The organism is Gordonia sp. NPDC058843 (genome assembly GCF_042743165.1).
Taxonomy (GTDB): Bacteria; Actinomycetota; Actinomycetes; order Mycobacteriales; family Mycobacteriaceae; genus Gordonia.
Genome location: NZ_JBHYNC010000006.1, coordinates 112,122 through 129,049 on the forward strand (window position 1 = coordinate 112,122; position 16,928 = coordinate 129,049).

Below are 16,928 nucleotides of genomic sequence, written 5' to 3' on the forward strand. Positions count from 1 at the left end.
AGGATAGTGGGTTGCGTGATGCAACTCAACCTGCTTGCATGAGTTGCGTGAAGCAACTCAGCAGGCAGGCGCCTGTCGACGATGGATTGATGGACAGTTTCGGTGCGACTCCGCTGTCCGGGGGCCGATGGTCGGCGACGATCGAGCCCACCTGGTGGGGATGGTCGGGACCGCACGGCGGGGCCATCGCGGCCCTGGCCGTCCGGGTGGCTGCCGCAGCAGTACCGAGCGCATCGGTGCGCTCCGCGGATCTGCGATTCGTCGGCAAGCCCGACGGCGGGGATCTGATCCTGACGCCGTCGGTCCGGGAGGTCGGTCGACACACGAGGGTCGTCGATGTCGCGGTCACCCAGGCGGGCAGCGAGATCGCGACAGCCTCGGTCATGGCCGGCCGGGTGGGGGAGCCCGGACCCACGGATGTCGTGGATCGGGTGGCAGGCTTTCCCGGCCCGGAAGGTCTGGACCCTTTCGTCATCCCGCCGGAGATCGTGCCGATGGGTGCGCATCTCGACCTGCGGCCCGTCGACGGTCCGCTGCCGCTCACCGGCGCGAGCGAGCCCTGGATGCGGGCCTGGATCAGCACCCGCACCCCGATGGTCGTCGACGCCGCGTACCTCGCCCTGCTCGCCGATTGTCTGCCGCCCGCGGTCTTCCCGACTCTGACTGCGCCGCTGGCACTTCCGACGGTCACGCTCTCTTTGCACGTGACGGCGCCGCTGGACAATGCCACTCCGGCGCCGGTCCTCGTCCACACGCGTAACACCTCGACATCCGGCGGTTGGTCGGTCGACGACACCACGCTGCGCGACCGTGACGGTCGGCTCCTCGCCTCCGCACGTCAGAGCCGACGCGTCCTCGGATGGCCGGTCCGATGACTGTCGCTCGCAGCGAACGCGATCCGGCAACGCCGACACCGGCAGTCGCGCGTCCGGGCATCGTCCTGCTCATCCTGTCCGGGGCGGCGTTCATGGCCAGCCTCGACGTGTTCATCGTCAACGTGGCCTTCGACGACATCGGTGCGGACTTCGCCGGCGCAACCCTGTCGCAGATGTCGTGGATCCTGAACGCCTACGCCATTCTGTATGCGGCACTGCTGGTTCCGGCAGGTCGAATCGTCGACCGATTTGGCCGCAAAGGCGGCTTTCTGCTCGGGCTCGCGATCTTCACCGCGGCGAGTGCCGCATGTGCTGCGGCGCAGGGCGTCTGGTGGTTGGTGGCCTTCCGAGCGCTCCAGGCGCTGGGGGCGGCGATCTTGACACCGGCAAGTCTGGGATTGGTCGTGGCGACCTTGCCGCCGGAGCGTCGTGCCCGGTCGGTGCGCATCTGGGCGGCCACCGGCGCTCTCGCCGCGGCCTTCGGGCCGGCCGTGGGTGGTCTCCTCGTGGAGGCGTCGTGGCGGTGGGTGTTCCTGGTCAACGTGCCCGTCGGGGTGGCGGCGCTGGTGGCGGGGGCGATCGTCTTGTCTCGCCCTCGAAACGACTCTGCGAGGGGATTTCCCGACGCTCTCGGGGCGATCCTGCTGGTCGTCTCGGTGGGAGCACTCACACTGGGACTGGTCCAGGGGAGTGAGTGGGGCTGGTCGGACGCCCGGATCACCGGTGCATGGATCGTCGCGGTGGTCGCGCTCGCCGGTTTCGTCCTCAGTTCGGCACGCCATCCCGAACCGGTGATCTCGCCGGCGCTGCTGCGGATCCGTGCCTTCTCCGTGGCCAATCTGACAATGCTGTTGTTCTCCATCCCGTTCGCCGGCGCGCTTCTCGCGAACATCCTCTGGTTGCAGCAGGTCTGGGGATTCTCGCCGATTGCGACGGGACTCGCGGTGTCGACCGGACCGCTGATGGTCCCGATCTTCGCGGCGGTGTCCCATCGCCTCAGTGCGCGGGTCCCGGTGGGACGTCTCGTGGCTGTCGGTTGTGCCCTGTTCGCGATCGGGTCAGCACTGATCGCATTGTCGGTCGATGCCACTCCGGACTTCGTCACCGAGTTCCTGCCGGGTTGGCTGATCGGCGGTGTCGGAGTGGGGTTCGCGCTGCCGTCGATACTTGCCTCGGCGACGGCCGACCTACCCGCCGACCAAGCGGCCACCGGGAGCGCGGTGGTCAACATGAGTCGTCAGATCGGCATGTCCCTCGGCGTCAGCCTGCTGGTCGCGATCATCGGTACCTCGGCCGTGTATGCCGATGTGCACGACTCGTTCCTGACGGCGTGGTGGGTGCTCGCCGGAATCGCTGCGCTGGGAGCGATCTCGGCGTTGGGGATGACCCCGCGCGACGGTAAGAACCGCATAGCCCCCTGACCCCTAATTCGAAAAAACCGCATAACCCCTGGTCCCTAATCCGAGAGAACCGCATAACCCCTGCTCCCTGAGGTGCGAGGAGCGCAAGCGACGAGCCTCGAAGGGCCTGGTGAGACACGTTGCGAGACCCTTCGAGGCTCGCTTCGCTCGCACCTCAGGGAGCATGGATTTCGGACACTCACGAGTGTTCTTTCGTGGTCCACGACAGCCGCCAGGCCGCAGATACTGAGGTGCGAGGAGCGCAAGCGACGAGCCTCGAAGGGCCTGGTGGGACAGGCGGGTTCACGTTGCGAGGCCCTTCGTGGCTCGCTTCGCTCGCACCTCAGGGAGCAGAAGGGGGTGCGCCCGGCACGCACCTCAGGAAGTGGAGCGGGAGGGTCCTGCTGCAACGGGCCCCAGTGATTAAAGATCAGGGACGCGTGAACCGCTCCCGACGGCCGAGGCCGCGGAGGCGTACCCACTCGGCGAAGCCCTTCGGATCACGTTGCTGCACAAGGAAGAACCAGCCGAACCGGGCGTACTCCTGGGGGAGCAACCGCCGCAACCCGGGCTGGCTCATCAGATAGCCGCGGTTGCGGTAGGTGAAGAAGCGCTTGGTGGCGTTGTCCGGGTACTGCGTGTGCATGCGCCCGCCGAGAATCGGTCGGAACTCCGCCGAACCGTCCGGGTGCAGGTAGCCGGCGCGCAGGCACGTTCCGAAGCGCACACCCGAACGCACCAGGCGACGGTGCACCTCGACCTCGTCGCCGCGGAAGAACAGTCGCAGATCCGGAACGCCCACCTGCTCGAGGCAATGTGCGGAGAACAGCGCACCGTTGAACAATGATGCGATGCCCGGCAGCAGGTCGTCGTCTTGCGTCTCACCGTCGGCAAAGAGTTCCGACCGCTTCCGGCGCCACACGAGTCCACGTCGCAGCGGGAAGGCGAGGGTGTCCGGGTCGTCGAGGTTGGCGACCACCGGCGACACCTCGTCGAGCTGATGTCGCGCGGCGCAGTCGAGCAGCGTGGAGAGCACCGTCGGCCCGTCGGGGCGCCCGTCGTCGTCGGCGCACCAGACCCAGTCGGCACCGAGGGCGAGTGCGTGCAGCATGCCGAGGGCGAATCCGCCCGCGCCGCCGAGGTTGCGCTGGGAACCGAAATAGGTTGTCGGAACAGGCTGCGCGGCAACGAGTTCGGCAACCGCTGGCTCGTCGGCATTGTCTACGACGATGAGGTGGTCGACGGGGCGGTCCTGCCCGGCGACGACGGCCAGCGACTCGGCGAGAAGCTCGACACGACGGTGGGTGACCACCACCGCGATGATCTTCGGGGCGCCGATGCCGTCGCTCACTCGGCCGGCCCCGCGGTGTCCGCATCGCGCCGATCGGACTTCTCGAGATCGGCGATCACCCGCCGGACGTGCGCCGCGGCGTCGGGGCCCTCGTACGCGCCGACGACCTCCTCGATGCCGCCCTCCATCCGGATCTGACCGTGGTCGATCCACAGGGCGCGGTCGCACAGTTGGGCCAGGAACTCGTTGGAATGGCTGGCGAACACCAGGATTCCGGACCGTTCGACGAGCGCCTGGAGCCGCCCACGCGCTTTGCGCATGAAGTCGGCGTCGACGGCGCCGATGCCCTCGTCGAGGATGAGGATCTCAGGGTCGATCGACGTCACCACGCCGAGTGCGATACGCACCCGCATACCGGTGGAGTAGGTCCGCAGCGGCATCTGCAGGTAGTCGCCGAGCTCGGTGAACTCAGCGATGTCGTCGATCTTCTTGAGCATCTCCTTGCGGGTCATGCCCAGGAACATGCCGCGGATGATGATGTTCTCGTAGCCGGAGATCTCCGGGTCCATGCCGACGCCGAGGTCGAAGACGGGAGCGACGCGGCCGTGCACACGACAGGCGCCGCGAGTGGGTTCGTAGATGCCCGACAGCAGGCGCAGCAACGTGGATTTGCCTGCGCCGTTGTGTCCGACCAGACCCACCCGGTCGCCGTGTTTCAGGTGCAGGTTGATGTTTTTGAGCGCCTCGACGACCACCACATTCGACTCGGTGGAGCCGATCACGCCGCCGGCCGCGCCGATCACCGACTTCTTCAGGGAACGCGTCTTGGCGTCGAAGATCGGGAAGTCCACGCACGCGTCCCACGTGTCCACGCGGACCCGGTCGTCGAGATCGTTGTTTCTGGCCATCGATTCCGTCCCTACACCCAGTACGCCACGCGGGCCCGGTAGTTGCGCAACACCAGCATGGCCAGCACCCAGCCCACGGCGGTGCAGCCCAGGACGACAGCCCAGTGGTAGAACTCCACCGGTTCGCCCAGCAGCGGTCCGCGCGCGATCTCCAGATAGTGGAACATCGGGTTCAGCTCGACGAGCTTCAGCCTCGACGACGCCTCGCCGGTCGCGTTGCCGAGGCTCTGCGTCGTCCAGATGATCGGCGTCATGAAGAACACCAGCTGCACCGCGGTGGTGAGGAGCTGGCCGATGTCGCGGAACCGCGTCGACAAGATGCCGAACACGATCGTCACCCAGATCGAGTTGAGCACGTACAGCGCGAGGGCCGGGACGATCAGCAGCACGGTCCAGTTGAGCGGCGGCGGGAAAATCAGGAACAGGATGACGATGATGACGACGTTGTGCGCGAAGATGATCAACGCGCGCCACACCACGCGGTAGACGTGCACGCTGACCGGGGCCGGGAGCTGCTTGATCAGGCCCTCGTTCTTCGAGAAGACCTCCGAGCCCTCGAGGATCGAGCTCTGGATGAAGTTCCAGAAGATGAACCCCAGCGCGACGTACGGCAGGAACACCGTGATGTCCATGCCGAAGAGCTCGCCGTAGAGCAGGCCCATGGCGCACGCGGTGACACCGGTCGCGATGACGATCCACAAGGGACCCAGGACCGAACGGCGGTAGCGCTGCTTGATGTCCTGCCAGCCCAGATGGAACCACAGTTCGCGGCTTGCGAAACCGTCGCGGAGGTCCTTGACCGCGCGCGCGAAGCTGCGCGAATCGGAACCTGTTGGACGCGCGGGTATCGCGTCGTCGTCTACTACCGCTGACACGAGGAGTCAGCGTACCCGTCTGCTGTCAGAGGTATTGCCCGGTGCTGTGGCCGGGGCCGCCGGGGGCGGGCATCCCGGGCGGGAGAGCGCCCTGGCGCATCTGCTCGAGCTGGGCGCGGGCGGCCATCTGCTGGGCGAACAGTGCAGTCTGGATGCCGTGGAAGAGGCCCTCGAGCCAGCCCACGAGCTGGGCCTGCGCGATCCGGAGTTCGGCGTCGGAGGGGGTCCCCTCGTCGGAGAACGGCAGTGCCAGCCGTTCGAGCTCCTCCCGTAGCTCCGGCGCGAGACCCTCTTCGAGTTCACGTACCGAGGACTGGTGGATCTCGCGCAGCCGGTTGCGCGACGCGTCGTCGAGCGGAGCCGCACGAACCTCTTCGAGCAGCTGCTTGATCATGGTGCCGATGCGCATGACCTTGGCGGGCTGCTCGACCATGTCGGCGACACTGGTCGATTCCGACGAGTCGTCACCCGCCTGCCCGTCCATCCCCGCGCCGACGACGATCACGTCGTCGGAGTCGCCGGCCGAGCCGAACGGTCCTGGGGTCGGGCCGGGTCCTGGAGTGCCTTCGATAGCCATGGGCTCCATTGTGCCCGGACACCGCGAAACGGCAGATGGCCGACGTCTATCCTCGTGCCCATGCCCTTCGACGTCGCCTATGTGCGTGGATTGATTCCATCACTCGGCGACGGCTGGATTCACCTCGATCCGCAGGCCGGAATGCAGATCCCCGACTCGGTCGCGACCGCGGTGACCACCAGTTTCCGAAATCTCTCGGCCGCTCCCGGCGGGGTCTATCCGTCGGCTCGTGCCAGCGCCGAGGTGGTCGACGGTGCCCGCCGCGCGATCGCCGACCTCGTCGGCGGTGACGCCGCCGGGGTGGTCCTCGGGCCGTCGCGGTACGCGCTGCTGTCCGGCCTCGCGGAGGCGCTCGCGCCGCACGCCTGGCTGCGCGGCGACGTCGTCGTCACACGCCAGGACGACGAACCGAACATCGTCCCGTGGCTCCGCGCGGCGGATCGTTACGGCGGCCGCGTCCGCTGGGCCGAGGTCGACGTCGAGACCGGCGGGCTCCCGGCGTGGCAGTTCGGCGATCTCGTCACACCGGAGACGGAGGTCGTCGCGGTGACCCTCGCGTCGTCGACGACGGGGGCGATCACCGACATCAGCGAGATCGCGCCCCTGGTCCGCGAAGCAGGGGCGCTGCTGGTCGTCGACGCCACCAACGCGGCGCCCTATCTCAGCCTCGACATCCATGACCTGGGTGCCGACGTGCTCGTCGTCTCCGCCGAGCGCTGGGGTGGTCCGCGGATGGCCGCCATGGCATTTCGTGAACCCCACCTGATCGACCGGTTGCGCCTGATGGCGATGGACCCGGCCGCGCGCGGTCCCGCCCGGCTCGAACCCGAACCCCATCAGGGCGCGATGCTCGCCGGGCTGGTCGCGTCGGTGGAGCATCTCGCCGGGCTCGACGAGGCCGGGATCGGCAAGCGCCGCCGGCGCCTCGTCACGTCGATGGACGGTGTCTACGAGTATCTCCAGCGCCTGACCTACTACCTGGTCACGACGCTGTCCCAGCTCAACCATGTGAATCTCGTGGGTACCGAGGAGGACCGGGTTCCGCTGGCGAGCTTCACCGTCGAGTCGGTGGGTGCGGACAAGGTGGTCCGGCGCCTGGCCGACAACGGTGTCTGCGCCCTCGCCGACCTTCCCAACCGTGCACTGGCCCGCATGGGCGCACCCGACTTCGGCGGTGCCGTGACGGTGGGACTGGCCCCCTATTCGACGCCGTACGAGGTCGATCACCTGGTCCGCACGCTGGGATCGCTCGCGTGAAGGTTCGGTACGACCGTGGCGATATTCACTATGGTGTTGTTTGAGTTAACGACAATGTATGTTGTCGTGCTGTGTCGGTAAATACGATTGAAGGTCCAGACAAGGGCCCGCCACGGTCACTCACTGCTGCGGAGGCCGAGAGCTGGATGAACCTCGTCGACGGCGGCTGGGCGCTCTTCGCCCGGGTCACCGACGAGTTCACGAAACGCGGACTCTCGGTATCCGACCTGCGCATCCTCGAAGCGGTCTGCGGCAAACCCCAGTTGGGCGTCAGTGAGGTCGCCGACGCCGTGCACATGCGCGTCAGCACCGTGTCCCGGATGATCGCCCGACTCAGCGACGACGGTGACATCCACCGGTTCGAATCGAAGGCCGACGGCCGGCATCGGTTGGTGCGTCTGACCGATCAGGGTCGGCGCACTCTCGCCGACCATGTGAGCGTCCGTGACCAGGTGATCCGCCGCTTCGTGGTCGATGCGATGACGCCGGACGAATTCGTGGCTCTCGGTGTCGCGTTCCGCAAGATCGCCGAGGCCGTCGATGCCGCGGACCCAGCAGCAACCGACTGAGCTCCCTGCGCTGGTCGAGCAGCTGACGACTTGCTGTCGTTGGGCGGGTGGCGTCTTACTGCTGTTTGAGCGGGTGACGAGCGCAGCCGCCGGGCCGAGCAAGCGACGAAGGAGCGCGTCGAGGTCGAGGAGCCGTGTCGAAGCCACCTGCCGCACACCCGATCACTCCCCGACGCTCAGCAGCACCTTCCCGATCACGTCACCGCTGTTGAGGTGGTCGTGGGCGGCCCCGGCATCGGCCAGCGGGAACACGCGGTCGACGACGGGCACGACTGTCCCGGCCTCGATGAGCGGCCAGGTGCGGGTCAGCGTCGCCGCCACGACCTCGGCCTTGCCGCCGGGACCGTGCACGGGCCGTGCGCGCAGTGTCGTGCCCATCATCGACAGACGCTTGGCCAGCAGATGCCCCAGATTGATCTCCGTCGTCGTGCCGCCCTGCATGCCGATGATCACCAGGCGCCCATCGGTGCGGAGCGCTTTCAGATTCGACTTCAAGTACTTGGCGCCGATGATGTCGAGGATGACGTCGGCTCCCCCGGCGTCCCTGAGAACCTCGGCGAAGTCCTGGCTCGAGTAATCGATCAGGATGTCGGCGCCGAACTCGCGGCAGCGCTCGAGTTTGTCCTGGGTGCGGGCGGTCACCGCAACCCGCGCGCCCATCGCGTGGGCGATCTGGGTGGCGTGCGTGCCGATGCCGCTGGAACCGCCGTGGATGAGAAGTAGCTCACCAGTGGTCAGGTGAGCGGTGTCGAAGATGTTCGACGACACGGTGCAGGCCACTTCCGGCAGGGCCGCCGCGGACACCAGGTCGACGCCGGCGGGCACCGCGAGGACCTGCTCGACCGGGACCGCCACCTTCTCGGCGTATCCACCGCCGGCGAGCAGCGCGCACACCTCGTCGCCCTCCGACCATCCGGTGACCCCGTCGCCGAGCGCCGAGATCCGCCCCGAGACCTCCAGCCCGAGGGTGTCCGACGCCCCCGGCGGCGGGGGATAGTTGCCCGCGCGCTGCAGGATGTCGGCGCGGTTGACGCCGGCCGCGACCACGTCGATCACGACCTCGCCGGTCGCGGGAGTCGGGTCGGGCACATCGGAGAGGGACAGGTTCTCGGATTCGACGACGATGGCTTTCACCTCTTCGATGGTGTCACAGCGCACCGGGGTGCCAGGAGAGGTCCGGTCCGGCGCTCGGTGTGTAATCTTGCTCGTCAGGGAAGCGTGGCAGAGCGGCCGAATGCACTCGCCTTGAAAGCGAGCGTGGGTAAAACCACCGGGGGTTCAAATCCCTCCGCTTCCGCCAGAGGCCCTCACCCCCGGGTGAGGGATTTTTCGTGAGATCGGGTGGCTCCGTGAGCGTCGACCGGCCCGCTGTGGAGCTCGAGACCGTGAAAGGCAGGGCACATGGGCACCGGTGGTTTCACCGTTGCATCGTTCAACGTCAACGGGATCCGGGCCGCGCGTCGTCGTGGGTTCGACGCCTGGCTCGCCGGACGGCAGCCCGACGTGGTCGGACTTCAGGAGTTGCGGTGTGGCATCGACGACGTCGGCGACTTCGACGGCTATCACGCCTCGATCGACGTCGGCTCCATCGCGGGGCGGAACGGCGTCGCGGTGCTCACCCGAAGCGAACCGGTCGCGGTGCGCACGTGGGTGACCCATCCGCCCAAGGCCCGCGGACTGCCCGCCTTCGCTCACGAGGGCCGCTACATCGAGGTCGACCTGGCCGACCGCCCACTGACCGTCGCCACTCTGTATCTGCCGAAGGGTGGGCTCCCGGCCGAGTTGCAGCGCGCCGGTTCGATGCGCGAGGCGCCCGACGGCGGCGCCAAACACGCACGGAAGCAACGCTTTCTGTCCGGGTTCACCCGTGAGCTCGCGCGCAATCGGTTGGCCGCTCGCCGTGCGGGCCGCGAGTTCCTCCTCCTCGGTGATCTCAACGTCGCCCACCTCGAGCACGACGTCACCAACTGGCGCGCGGCCCGCAAGATGGAGGGCTTTCTACCCGAGGAACGCGCCTGGTTCGGCGATATCACCGGTCCGCGCCGGTTGGTAGACGTCGTCCGGGCACTGCATGGCGACCGCCCCGGACCGCTCACGTGGTGGAGCTGGGCGGGGGAGTCCTTCGTCAAGGACGTCGGGTGGCGGATCGATCACCAACTCGCCTCGCCCGCACTTGCCAAGCGAGCGCGCGCCGTGACGGTTGACAAGGAGTCGGCTCCGGATGTCCGGCTGTCCGATCACGCTCCGCTTGTCGTCGAGTACGCCGAGCTCTGAGTCCGGGCGATCCCACGCGTCCCGCGCCTGGCGGTTGCCGCCAAGTGGCTTCGACTCGGCTCCTCGCTTGCGCTCGGTGCCGGCTCAACCAGCAGTGGGGCGGTCTTGCCGGCGGGGGTGCCGGCTCAACCAGCAGTGGGGCGGCCTTGCCGGCGGGGGTGCCGGTTCGACCAGGAGTGGGGCGGCCTTGCCGGCGGGGGTGCCGGCTCGACCAGCGGTGGGGCGGGGGTGCCGGTTCGACCAGCAGTGGCCACCGGTTCACGCGACCGTCAGCACCGCTCGCAGATACTCCCACTCCATCCGTCCGTCGGCGATGTAGCGGTCGGAGTGGGCGGCGATGGCGGCGTCGAGCTCCCCGACGCGCGCGGGATCGTCGCCGATGTTGCGGTACGCCATGATGGTCGGTCCGTAGTGGGCCTTGAAGAATTCACGGAACGCCGCGCCGTCGTCGAACTCGCTGATCTCCACGGTCTCGGTGACGAACTCGTGGTCGGTGACACCGGAACCGAACAGCGACCGCACGTGGTCGGCGTCACCCCAGAGCGGACCCGGCTGCGCACCGGGCGGCGGTGGCGGGGCGTACGGCTTCATCACCGCGAATAGTTCCCCGATGAAACCTGTTGGCGTCCAATTGATCAGACCGATCCGCCCGCCGGGACGCACGACGCGCACGAGTTCGTCGGCGCACTTCTGGTGATTCGGCGCGAACATGACTCCCACACACGACGTCGCGATGTCGAAGTCGTTGTCGTCGAACGGTAGATCCTCGGCATCGGCGGTACGCCATGTGATCGGCAGGTCGCGGTGCCGAGATTCTCCCACCGACAGCAGTTCGGGCGTGAGGTCGCTGGCGACGACGTGCCCGCCGGCTTCGGCCGCGGGCACGGCCACATTGCCGGCGCCGGCGGCGACGTCGAGGACCTTGTCCCCGGCGGTGATGTGCAGGGCGTCGACGAGGCGACGGCCCAGCGGTGCGATCAGATCGGCGACGGCCGGGTAGTCGCCGGAAGCCCACAGTTTGCGGTGTCGAGCCTTGATCTCGGCATCGAACGGAGCCGGTTGCGTTGTGGTCATGATGTCGGTCCCTCGGGTCGTCGTGGTGGATGTCGTCGTCCGTGTGCGGACACAGACGAGCATCCGACGAAGTCCGGACCGTCCTCCAGACCAACATCTGTACTGGTGGCAGTTCAGTTTCTGTACTGGTCATCAGTCGACGACGGGTGTGTACTGGATCGACGGGGCTTCGACACGGCGCCTCGCTTCGCTCGGGGCCGGATCGATCAGCAGTGGAGGAGGCTGCGATGACGTCGTACGGACAGTTCTGCCCGGTGGCCAAGGCCATGGAGTTGCTCGACGAGCGATGGACGATCCTCATCATCCGCGAACTTCTCCTGGGCAGTAGACATTTCAACGAGCTGCGGCGAGGTGTGCCGAAGATGTCGCCGGCGCTGCTCACCAAGCGGTTGCGCACGCTGGAACGCGCCGGGGTGGTCAACCGAGCAGAGGTCGGCGGTCGTTCGGTGTACACACTGACGACGATGGGTGAGGAGCTCACCACGGTGGTAGAGGCGTTGAGCGCGTGGGGTATCCGATGGATCGGAGAGCTCGGCGACGCCGACCTGGACCCTCACCTGCTGATGTGGGACATGCACCGCACCGTCCCGATCGATCGATGGCCTCGTCGACGCACCATGGTGCAGTTCACTTTCCGCGATGTCATCGGGAAGGCGAGCACGTGGTGGCTCGTCGTCGCCGGAGGGGAAGCGCAGGTGTGCGACTTCGACCCCGGCTACGAACTCGATGTCACCGTCGTGACCGATCTGCGTACTCTCACCGAGATCTGGCGCGGCGACATCGACTGGCGTCTCGCACTCGCGAACGACCGAGTCGAGATCCTCGCCCCCGCGGACGTGGCACGCGACGTACCGTCGTGGATCGGACAGAGCATCTCCTCGGCGGTCCCGCGGCCGGCGTGAGACCCGCAGGTCCCGCTCAGGCGATGTCCCGGCGGAAGGTTGTGTAACGACCGATGACCGCGAACGCGGCGATGTAGGCGAGCATGACGAGCGCGCCGGCCCACTGCGGGAGCAGGTCGGTGCTGCCACCGCCCATCGTCGCGAAGAAACTCGACCCGACAAGCGCGTCGGCGGCGGAGCCGGGCAGGAACTTCGACACCGAGGACGTGACATCGAAGGTCGCGAGTGCGATGCGCGCGATCGGTTCGACGAGCTGGGTGAAAGCCAGCAGGATGACGATCGCGGCGACCTGGTTGGACACCACCGCGCCGAATGCCACACCCATCGCCGTCCACAGCACCATCACCAGCATCGAGAGGCCGATGACCTCGAGGGTGGAGCTGTCACCGAGGAACGCGCCGTCCCCGACCGTGGCGAGGATCGGTGCTGCCGTCGCGACGACCGCCAGCGTGCCGAGCACGCCGTACAGCAGTCCCATGGGGATTCCGGCGATCAGCTTGGCCACCAACAGTATTCCGCGGCGGGGTTCGACGAGAAGACTGGCCGTGATGGTCTTGTGCCGGAATTCCCCGGTCACCGCCAGGCTACCGATGACCAGCGCGAACACGTAGCCGATCGGGCTCGTGAGGGCGTAGATCGAGCGTGCCAGATCGGCGCCGACGAGGGTGGTCGGCTGTTGCATGGCGTTCTCGGTGGTCATCGAGAAGGCCAGTGCCGCACCGATGAAGCCGAGGTAGGCGATCATCGCGATGAGGAGAATCCACCACATCCTGGTGGAGGTGAACTTGCGGTACTCGGCGACCAGGGCGGCCCTCATCGGACGGCTCCCGGTGACGTCGGTGCCGCGTCCGGGTCCGGACCGGGTGGACCGCTCGGTAGGTGACTGGTCGGTGCGTCCGACGACTGGGTGAGATTTAGGAAGACCGCCTCGAGATCGGCGCCGACATCGGCGAGCTGATGGAGTTCGATACCCGCGGTGAAGGCAGCCGTGCCGACCGTGGCTGCGCTCACGCCGGCAATCCGGAAGCCGTCGTGCGTGTCCTCGAGTTGCCACCCGCGTTCCCCCGCGAGGGCGACGAACGACGCCCGCGACGGCGTCCGGACGACGACCGCATGCTCGGCGAGTGCCTCGAAGTCGGCGAGCGTCGAGGCCCGGACCAGTTTGCCGCTGCCGATCACCACGACATCGTCGACGGTGCTCCGCACCTCGGCGAGCACGTGGCTGGAAACCAGGACCGTCCGCCCCTGGTGGGCCAGCGAACGAAGCAGACCGCGCAGCCACACGATGCCCTGCGGGTCGAGGCCGTTGGCCGGTTCGTCGAGCAGGATGATCTGCGGGTCACCGAGCAGTGCGGTGGCCAGGCCGAGGCGCTGCCGCATCCCCATCGAGTAGCCCCCGACCCGCCGGTCCGCGGCCTGGGAGAGTCCGACGAAGTCGAGCACCTCCCGGCACCTAGCCGTCTGGACCCCGACCTGGGGCGCGAGAGCCTTCAGGTGCCCCAGCCCGGTGCGCCCGGGATGGAAGCTCGACGCCTCCAGCGCCGCGCCGACGTGCTGGGCGGGTTGCGGGATCTGCCGGAACGGCCGGTCGCCGATCAGTGCCCGGCCGGCAGTCGGTTCGACGAGGCCCAGGAGCATGCGCAGCGTCGTGGTCTTGCCCGAACCGTTCGGTCCGAGGAATCCGGTGACGCGGCCGGGAGCAACGGTGAACGACAGGTCGTCGACCGCGGTCAGGCCGCCGAACCGTTTGGTGAGACCGTCGATCGTGATCGCGGGTGACTCCATCGGTGCCCTTCCGTAGGTGGGTTGGCACATACGCTATCAAACGCCCAGGTAGTCAATCACTTTCGCAGAAACTGCCCCCGGTGGTGCGTCCATGAGCGAAAAGACCTGCCGTGTAACGTGATCGAAGACGGTCGATCACAACCAGTCGCGTTTGCGGAACGAGACGTAGAGCCCGACGACCACCACGACGATCAGCGTCACGCTGGTGATGAAACCGAGCATTCGCTCGAAGCCGGGGAACGGCACATTCTGTCCGTAGAAGCCGGTGATGGCGGTCGGCACAGCGATGATCGCCGCCCACGCCGTCAGCTTCTTCATGACGGTGTTCAACCGGGCGTCGGCGAGGGTCAGGTTGGTCTCGAAGACAGTGGTGATCATGTCCCGCAACGACTCCGTCCACTCCGAGGCACGCAGTGCGTGGTCGTAGAGGTCCGAGAAGTGAGGGTCGAGTTCGGGTGGTGCGTGGTTGTCGAACCGGCGCCGCTGGATACCGGCGATCACCTCGCGCATCGGCAGGACGACCCGCCGCAGGACGACGAGGTCCTTGCGCAGGTCGTAGGTTCGGCGCTGCAGTTCGCGCCCGGGGATGCGCTCATCGAAGAGCAGTGCCTCGAGATCCTCGATCTCGTCGTCGAGGCGCTGGACGGCGTCGAAATGTCCGTCGACGACGACGTCGAGCAACCCGTGTACGAGCGCGCCGATCCCGTACTGCATCGCCCCGCTGTCCGACCACCGGCGCATGACCTCGTCGATGTCGAGCGCAGGCGTCGGTCGTACCGTGATGAGTGCGTTTTTCTTGATGAACACCGAGATGCGGTGCAGGTCGAACATTCGCGCCCGCCCGTTCGCGGAGGCGCGGAAGGCGGTTGCCGAGGAGCCGGCATCGTCGTCGTCGGGGACCTCGGACGGTGTGTCGTCGTCGTGCAACGAGACCGCGTAGACCATCACGAAGGTGTGCCCGGTGTAGGTGACGGTCTTGACGCGTTCGGCCGCGGCGACCGTGTCCTCGATCGCGAACGGGTCGAGTTCGAGTTCGGCGGCCAGGCGAGAGAGGGTCTCGTGCGTGGGGCATTCCAGATCTGCCCAGATCAGCTTCTCCGGGTCCTCGAGACAGGTGGAGATCTCCCCGAGGTCGAAGCCGTCCACCGGGTCGCCGTTCCGCCAGATCTGACCGCGGATCCGTTCGACGTCGCGAGGTTCCGACACGTCCGAGGGAACTGTCATGGGGTCATCGTGACACCAACGAGGTGTTCCGGCGGCGCTACCGGCGGTCGAGATGTCGGCCACATCGAGCACTCTCCGCCCGCGGGTAGCATCGAAACAGGTGTCTGTGGACGGGCGCGGGCACCGATTCTCCAGGTAAGGCGGCGGCAACATGGTCGACAGCAGTTCCCGCGGACATCGGTTGATGCCCGCGCGTACGAGCGAACAGATCCGCGAGTGGTGCGACCGTTCGGCGGTGCCGGGTGAGCGACGAGAACTGTCCGACACCGCGGCCCTGCTCATCGCGTCCGGGTATCTCACCCCTGGCGGGCGGGCGATCGTGGTGCGCCGGATCTCTACCGGCCGGCCGATGCCGTCGATGTCCGCGGGGTTCGGCGATCTCCGCCGCCTCCAACGTGCGATCGTCCAGATCGAACACCAGCTGTCGAGTCCGGTGGTGCCCGGCGTGGTCGGCGCGGTGATGCGTAACCGGCTCAACGGCCTGCATCGTCGTCGCGAGGACGCCCGTAAGCAGATCGTCTCCGCGAAGGGCGTGTTCGCGTCGGGAACCAGGGCGATCCGGCGCGAACGTCGTGAGAACGTCTATCTCGAGATCGAGGAACGGGACCGTCTGTTCAACGGTCTGCTCTGCACGCCGACGCCCAATGTGAATGCGTCGAGTTACGTCCGGCGGGCCGGGACTGCCGCGTTCGACCGGATCGCCGGCGTGGTCGGACAGGTGGCCGCGAAATCGGGCAACTCGCAGGCGGGGCAGTGGGCGGACCAGTTCCTGTCCGGCGTGCGTGAGGCGCCGGGCGGAGCGTCTCAGACCGCCGCGCCGCGCGCCGCGGCTTTCGTCGACGGCTACGAGACCTTGTTGTTCATCACCGGTCACTACTACGACCGCATCCTCGGCAACCCCGCCTGGCGCTCCGACCACTTCGAGGTCCAGCGCACCCAGGTGAACCTGCACGCCGAGGTCGCCGAGATCGCCGCCGACGTCATCGCGTTGCGGGCCGTCCGCATCGACCTCGACCGGGCCAAGCGCAACGGCGGCTTCGACCGCACGTTCGCCGCGCAGATCGATCAGCGTGAGACGACGCTGCGTCCGGTGTGGACCGAACTCATCGACCGCGTCCAGGCGCTCGGCGAGGTCGCGCATGTCGTCGAGTCCGCGGCCGTCGAACTCCAGGTGCTCGCCGAGTACAACAAGGCGGCCACACTGGACGATCGCATCGACGCGCTGGTCGCGAGGTCGGGGGACCGGGAGATCTCCGTCGACAACGCCAAGCGGCTCACCGAGCAGGTTCGCAGTGGTGAGGAACAGTTGCGCATCTATCGAGATGTGTTGCAGGGCAACATAGCCCGCATCTCGCCAGCGGTCCCGCGAGAGCTACCCGCCCGCTACGAGCCCTCGTGAGGCGGCGCTGAGATAGTTCTTCTCGACGGAGGTCAGTCGCCGCAGCGTGTGCTTCTCGATGTCCACGACGGCCATCTGTGTGCCGGCCACGCACGCCGGTCGGCTGGTGGGCTCCGCACCGGCGCCGCGGATCTCATACCCGATGGTGAAGTCCACCGAGCGAAACCCCTTGATCCACATCCCGATCCGCAATGGCGAGTCATCGTGGCGCAGCTGGGCCTGATATCGGATGTCGACGTGCACGATCATCGCGCTCGTGATGAGCGGGGCATAGTCCTCGCCCGCGCTCAGCAGCCATGCGATGCGCGCCTCTTCCATCAGCGTGACCATCCGGGCGTGATTGATGTGGCCGAAGGCGTCCATGTCCGACCAGCGCACCCCGACCTCGGCGACGAAGGCGTAGTCGTTCCGGCCGAGTCCTCCGGTCGGTGGGGTCTCGTCGGGTCCGGGGCGCTCGCGGTGAACAGAAGCTGAACTGGGCATCGTCGACTTTCCTCGGTGGTCCCGGCGCCCGTGAG

General features: G+C 67.4%; 17 protein-coding genes and 1 tRNA gene. 8 read left to right on the forward strand and 10 right to left on the reverse strand.

Going from position 1 to position 16,928, the window contains the following annotated elements; genetic code table 11:
* Positions 1–47 precede the first annotated feature (47 nt).
* Entirely contained in the window at positions 48–875 is an 828-nt protein-coding gene (locus ACFW3F_RS06565) for an acyl-CoA thioesterase (protein ID WP_388055678.1), read from the forward strand.
* The gene (locus ACFW3F_RS06570; protein WP_388055508.1) at positions 860–2,296 is read left to right on the forward strand and encodes a DHA2 family efflux MFS transporter permease subunit; all 1,437 of its coding nucleotides are present in this window, start codon (positions 860–862) and stop codon (positions 2,294–2,296) included. Before ACFW3F_RS06565 ends, ACFW3F_RS06570 begins: the two co-directional genes overlap by 16 nt.
* A 409-nt stretch (positions 2,297–2,705) precedes the next feature.
* On the opposite strand, the gene ACFW3F_RS06575 is transcribed toward ACFW3F_RS06570, so the two are convergent.
* The 4 genes from ACFW3F_RS06575 to ACFW3F_RS06590 are packed head-to-tail and all read right to left on the reverse strand — an operon-like array spanning position 2,706 to position 5,926.
* Positions 2,706–3,626 carry a glycosyltransferase gene (locus ACFW3F_RS06575; protein WP_388055510.1) on the reverse strand — a complete coding sequence of 307 codons (921 nt, stop codon included), beginning with the start codon at positions 3,624–3,626 and terminating at the stop codon, positions 2,706–2,708.
* Entirely contained in the window at positions 3,623–4,474 is an 852-nt protein-coding gene (locus tag ACFW3F_RS06580) for an ABC transporter ATP-binding protein (RefSeq protein ID WP_388055512.1), read from the reverse strand. The genes ACFW3F_RS06575 and ACFW3F_RS06580 overlap by 4 nt, the downstream gene beginning before the upstream one ends.
* A gap of 11 nt (positions 4,475–4,485) precedes the next feature.
* The gene (locus ACFW3F_RS06585; protein ID WP_388055514.1) at positions 4,486–5,349 is read right to left on the reverse strand and encodes an ABC transporter permease; all 864 of its coding nucleotides are present in this window, start codon (positions 5,347–5,349) and stop codon (positions 4,486–4,488) included.
* A gap of 25 nt (positions 5,350–5,374) precedes the next feature.
* Complete coding sequence (locus tag ACFW3F_RS06590) at positions 5,375–5,926, reverse strand: bacterial proteasome activator family protein (RefSeq protein ID WP_388055516.1); 552 nt, start codon at positions 5,924–5,926, stop codon at positions 5,375–5,377.
* Positions 5,927–5,986: 60 nt separating this feature from the next.
* On the opposite strand from ACFW3F_RS06590, the gene ACFW3F_RS06595 reads away from it, so the two are divergent.
* Together ACFW3F_RS06595 and ACFW3F_RS06600 are read left to right on the forward strand one after the other, a co-directional pair.
* Entirely contained in the window at positions 5,987–7,183 is a 1,197-nt protein-coding gene (locus tag ACFW3F_RS06595) for a cysteine desulfurase-like protein (RefSeq protein WP_388055518.1), read from the forward strand.
* Positions 7,184–7,329: 146 nt separating this feature from the next.
* On the forward strand, positions 7,330–7,752 hold the full coding sequence (locus ACFW3F_RS06600; RefSeq protein WP_388055520.1) for a MarR family winged helix-turn-helix transcriptional regulator: 423 nt from the start codon (positions 7,330–7,332) through the stop codon (positions 7,750–7,752).
* A gap of 162 nt (positions 7,753–7,914) precedes the next feature.
* Here ACFW3F_RS06600 and ACFW3F_RS06605 read toward each other — a convergent pair whose 3' ends face one another.
* Positions 7,915–8,886 carry an NAD(P)H-quinone oxidoreductase gene (locus ACFW3F_RS06605; protein ID WP_388055522.1) on the reverse strand — a complete coding sequence of 324 codons (972 nt, stop codon included), beginning with the start codon at positions 8,884–8,886 and terminating at the stop codon, positions 7,915–7,917.
* Positions 8,887–8,964: 78 nt separating this feature from the next.
* On the opposite strand from ACFW3F_RS06605, the gene ACFW3F_RS06610 reads away from it, so the two are divergent.
* Together ACFW3F_RS06610 and ACFW3F_RS06615 are read left to right on the forward strand one after the other, a co-directional pair.
* Positions 8,965–9,052, forward strand: a tRNA-Ser gene (locus ACFW3F_RS06610).
* Positions 9,053–9,153: 101 nt separating this feature from the next.
* Positions 9,154–10,026 carry an exodeoxyribonuclease III gene (locus tag ACFW3F_RS06615; protein ID WP_388055524.1) on the forward strand — a complete coding sequence of 291 codons (873 nt, stop codon included), beginning with the start codon at positions 9,154–9,156 and terminating at the stop codon, positions 10,024–10,026.
* A 258-nt stretch (positions 10,027–10,284) separates the two neighbouring features.
* Here the strand turns inward: ACFW3F_RS06615 and ACFW3F_RS06620 are convergent, their stop codons facing one another.
* Positions 10,285–11,100, reverse strand: a complete 816-nt coding sequence (locus tag ACFW3F_RS06620) for a class I SAM-dependent methyltransferase (RefSeq protein WP_388055526.1) — start codon at positions 11,098–11,100, stop codon at positions 10,285–10,287.
* Between the two features lie 227 nt (positions 11,101–11,327).
* On the opposite strand from ACFW3F_RS06620, the gene ACFW3F_RS06625 reads away from it, so the two are divergent.
* The gene (locus ACFW3F_RS06625; RefSeq protein WP_388055528.1) at positions 11,328–12,002 is read left to right on the forward strand and encodes a winged helix-turn-helix transcriptional regulator; all 675 of its coding nucleotides are present in this window, start codon (positions 11,328–11,330) and stop codon (positions 12,000–12,002) included.
* A 16-nt stretch (positions 12,003–12,018) separates the two neighbouring features.
* On the opposite strand, the gene ACFW3F_RS06630 is transcribed toward ACFW3F_RS06625, so the two are convergent.
* The 3 genes from ACFW3F_RS06630 to ACFW3F_RS06640 form a co-directional block, all read right to left on the reverse strand.
* Positions 12,019–12,819, reverse strand: coding sequence for an ABC transporter permease subunit (locus tag ACFW3F_RS06630; protein ID WP_388055530.1), 801 nt, complete (start codon positions 12,817–12,819; stop codon positions 12,019–12,021).
* Complete coding sequence (locus ACFW3F_RS06635) at positions 12,816–13,787, reverse strand: ABC transporter ATP-binding protein (protein WP_388055532.1); 972 nt, start codon at positions 13,785–13,787, stop codon at positions 12,816–12,818. Before ACFW3F_RS06635 ends, ACFW3F_RS06630 begins: the two co-directional genes overlap by 4 nt.
* 135 nt (positions 13,788–13,922) lie before the next feature.
* Positions 13,923–15,011 carry a magnesium transporter CorA family protein gene (locus tag ACFW3F_RS06640; RefSeq protein WP_388055534.1) on the reverse strand — a complete coding sequence of 363 codons (1,089 nt, stop codon included), beginning with the start codon at positions 15,009–15,011 and terminating at the stop codon, positions 13,923–13,925.
* Positions 15,012–15,162: 151 nt separating this feature from the next.
* Between ACFW3F_RS06640 and ACFW3F_RS06645 the strand changes: the two genes are divergently transcribed.
* Complete coding sequence (locus ACFW3F_RS06645) at positions 15,163–16,410, forward strand: hypothetical protein (RefSeq protein WP_388055536.1); 1,248 nt, start codon at positions 15,163–15,165, stop codon at positions 16,408–16,410.
* Here the strand turns inward: ACFW3F_RS06645 and ACFW3F_RS06650 are convergent.
* Complete coding sequence (locus tag ACFW3F_RS06650) at positions 16,384–16,893, reverse strand: acyl-CoA thioesterase (protein WP_388055537.1); 510 nt, start codon at positions 16,891–16,893, stop codon at positions 16,384–16,386. The two genes, ACFW3F_RS06645 and ACFW3F_RS06650, sit on opposite strands and share 27 nt — an antisense overlap.
* Positions 16,894–16,928: the final 35 nt, after the last annotated feature.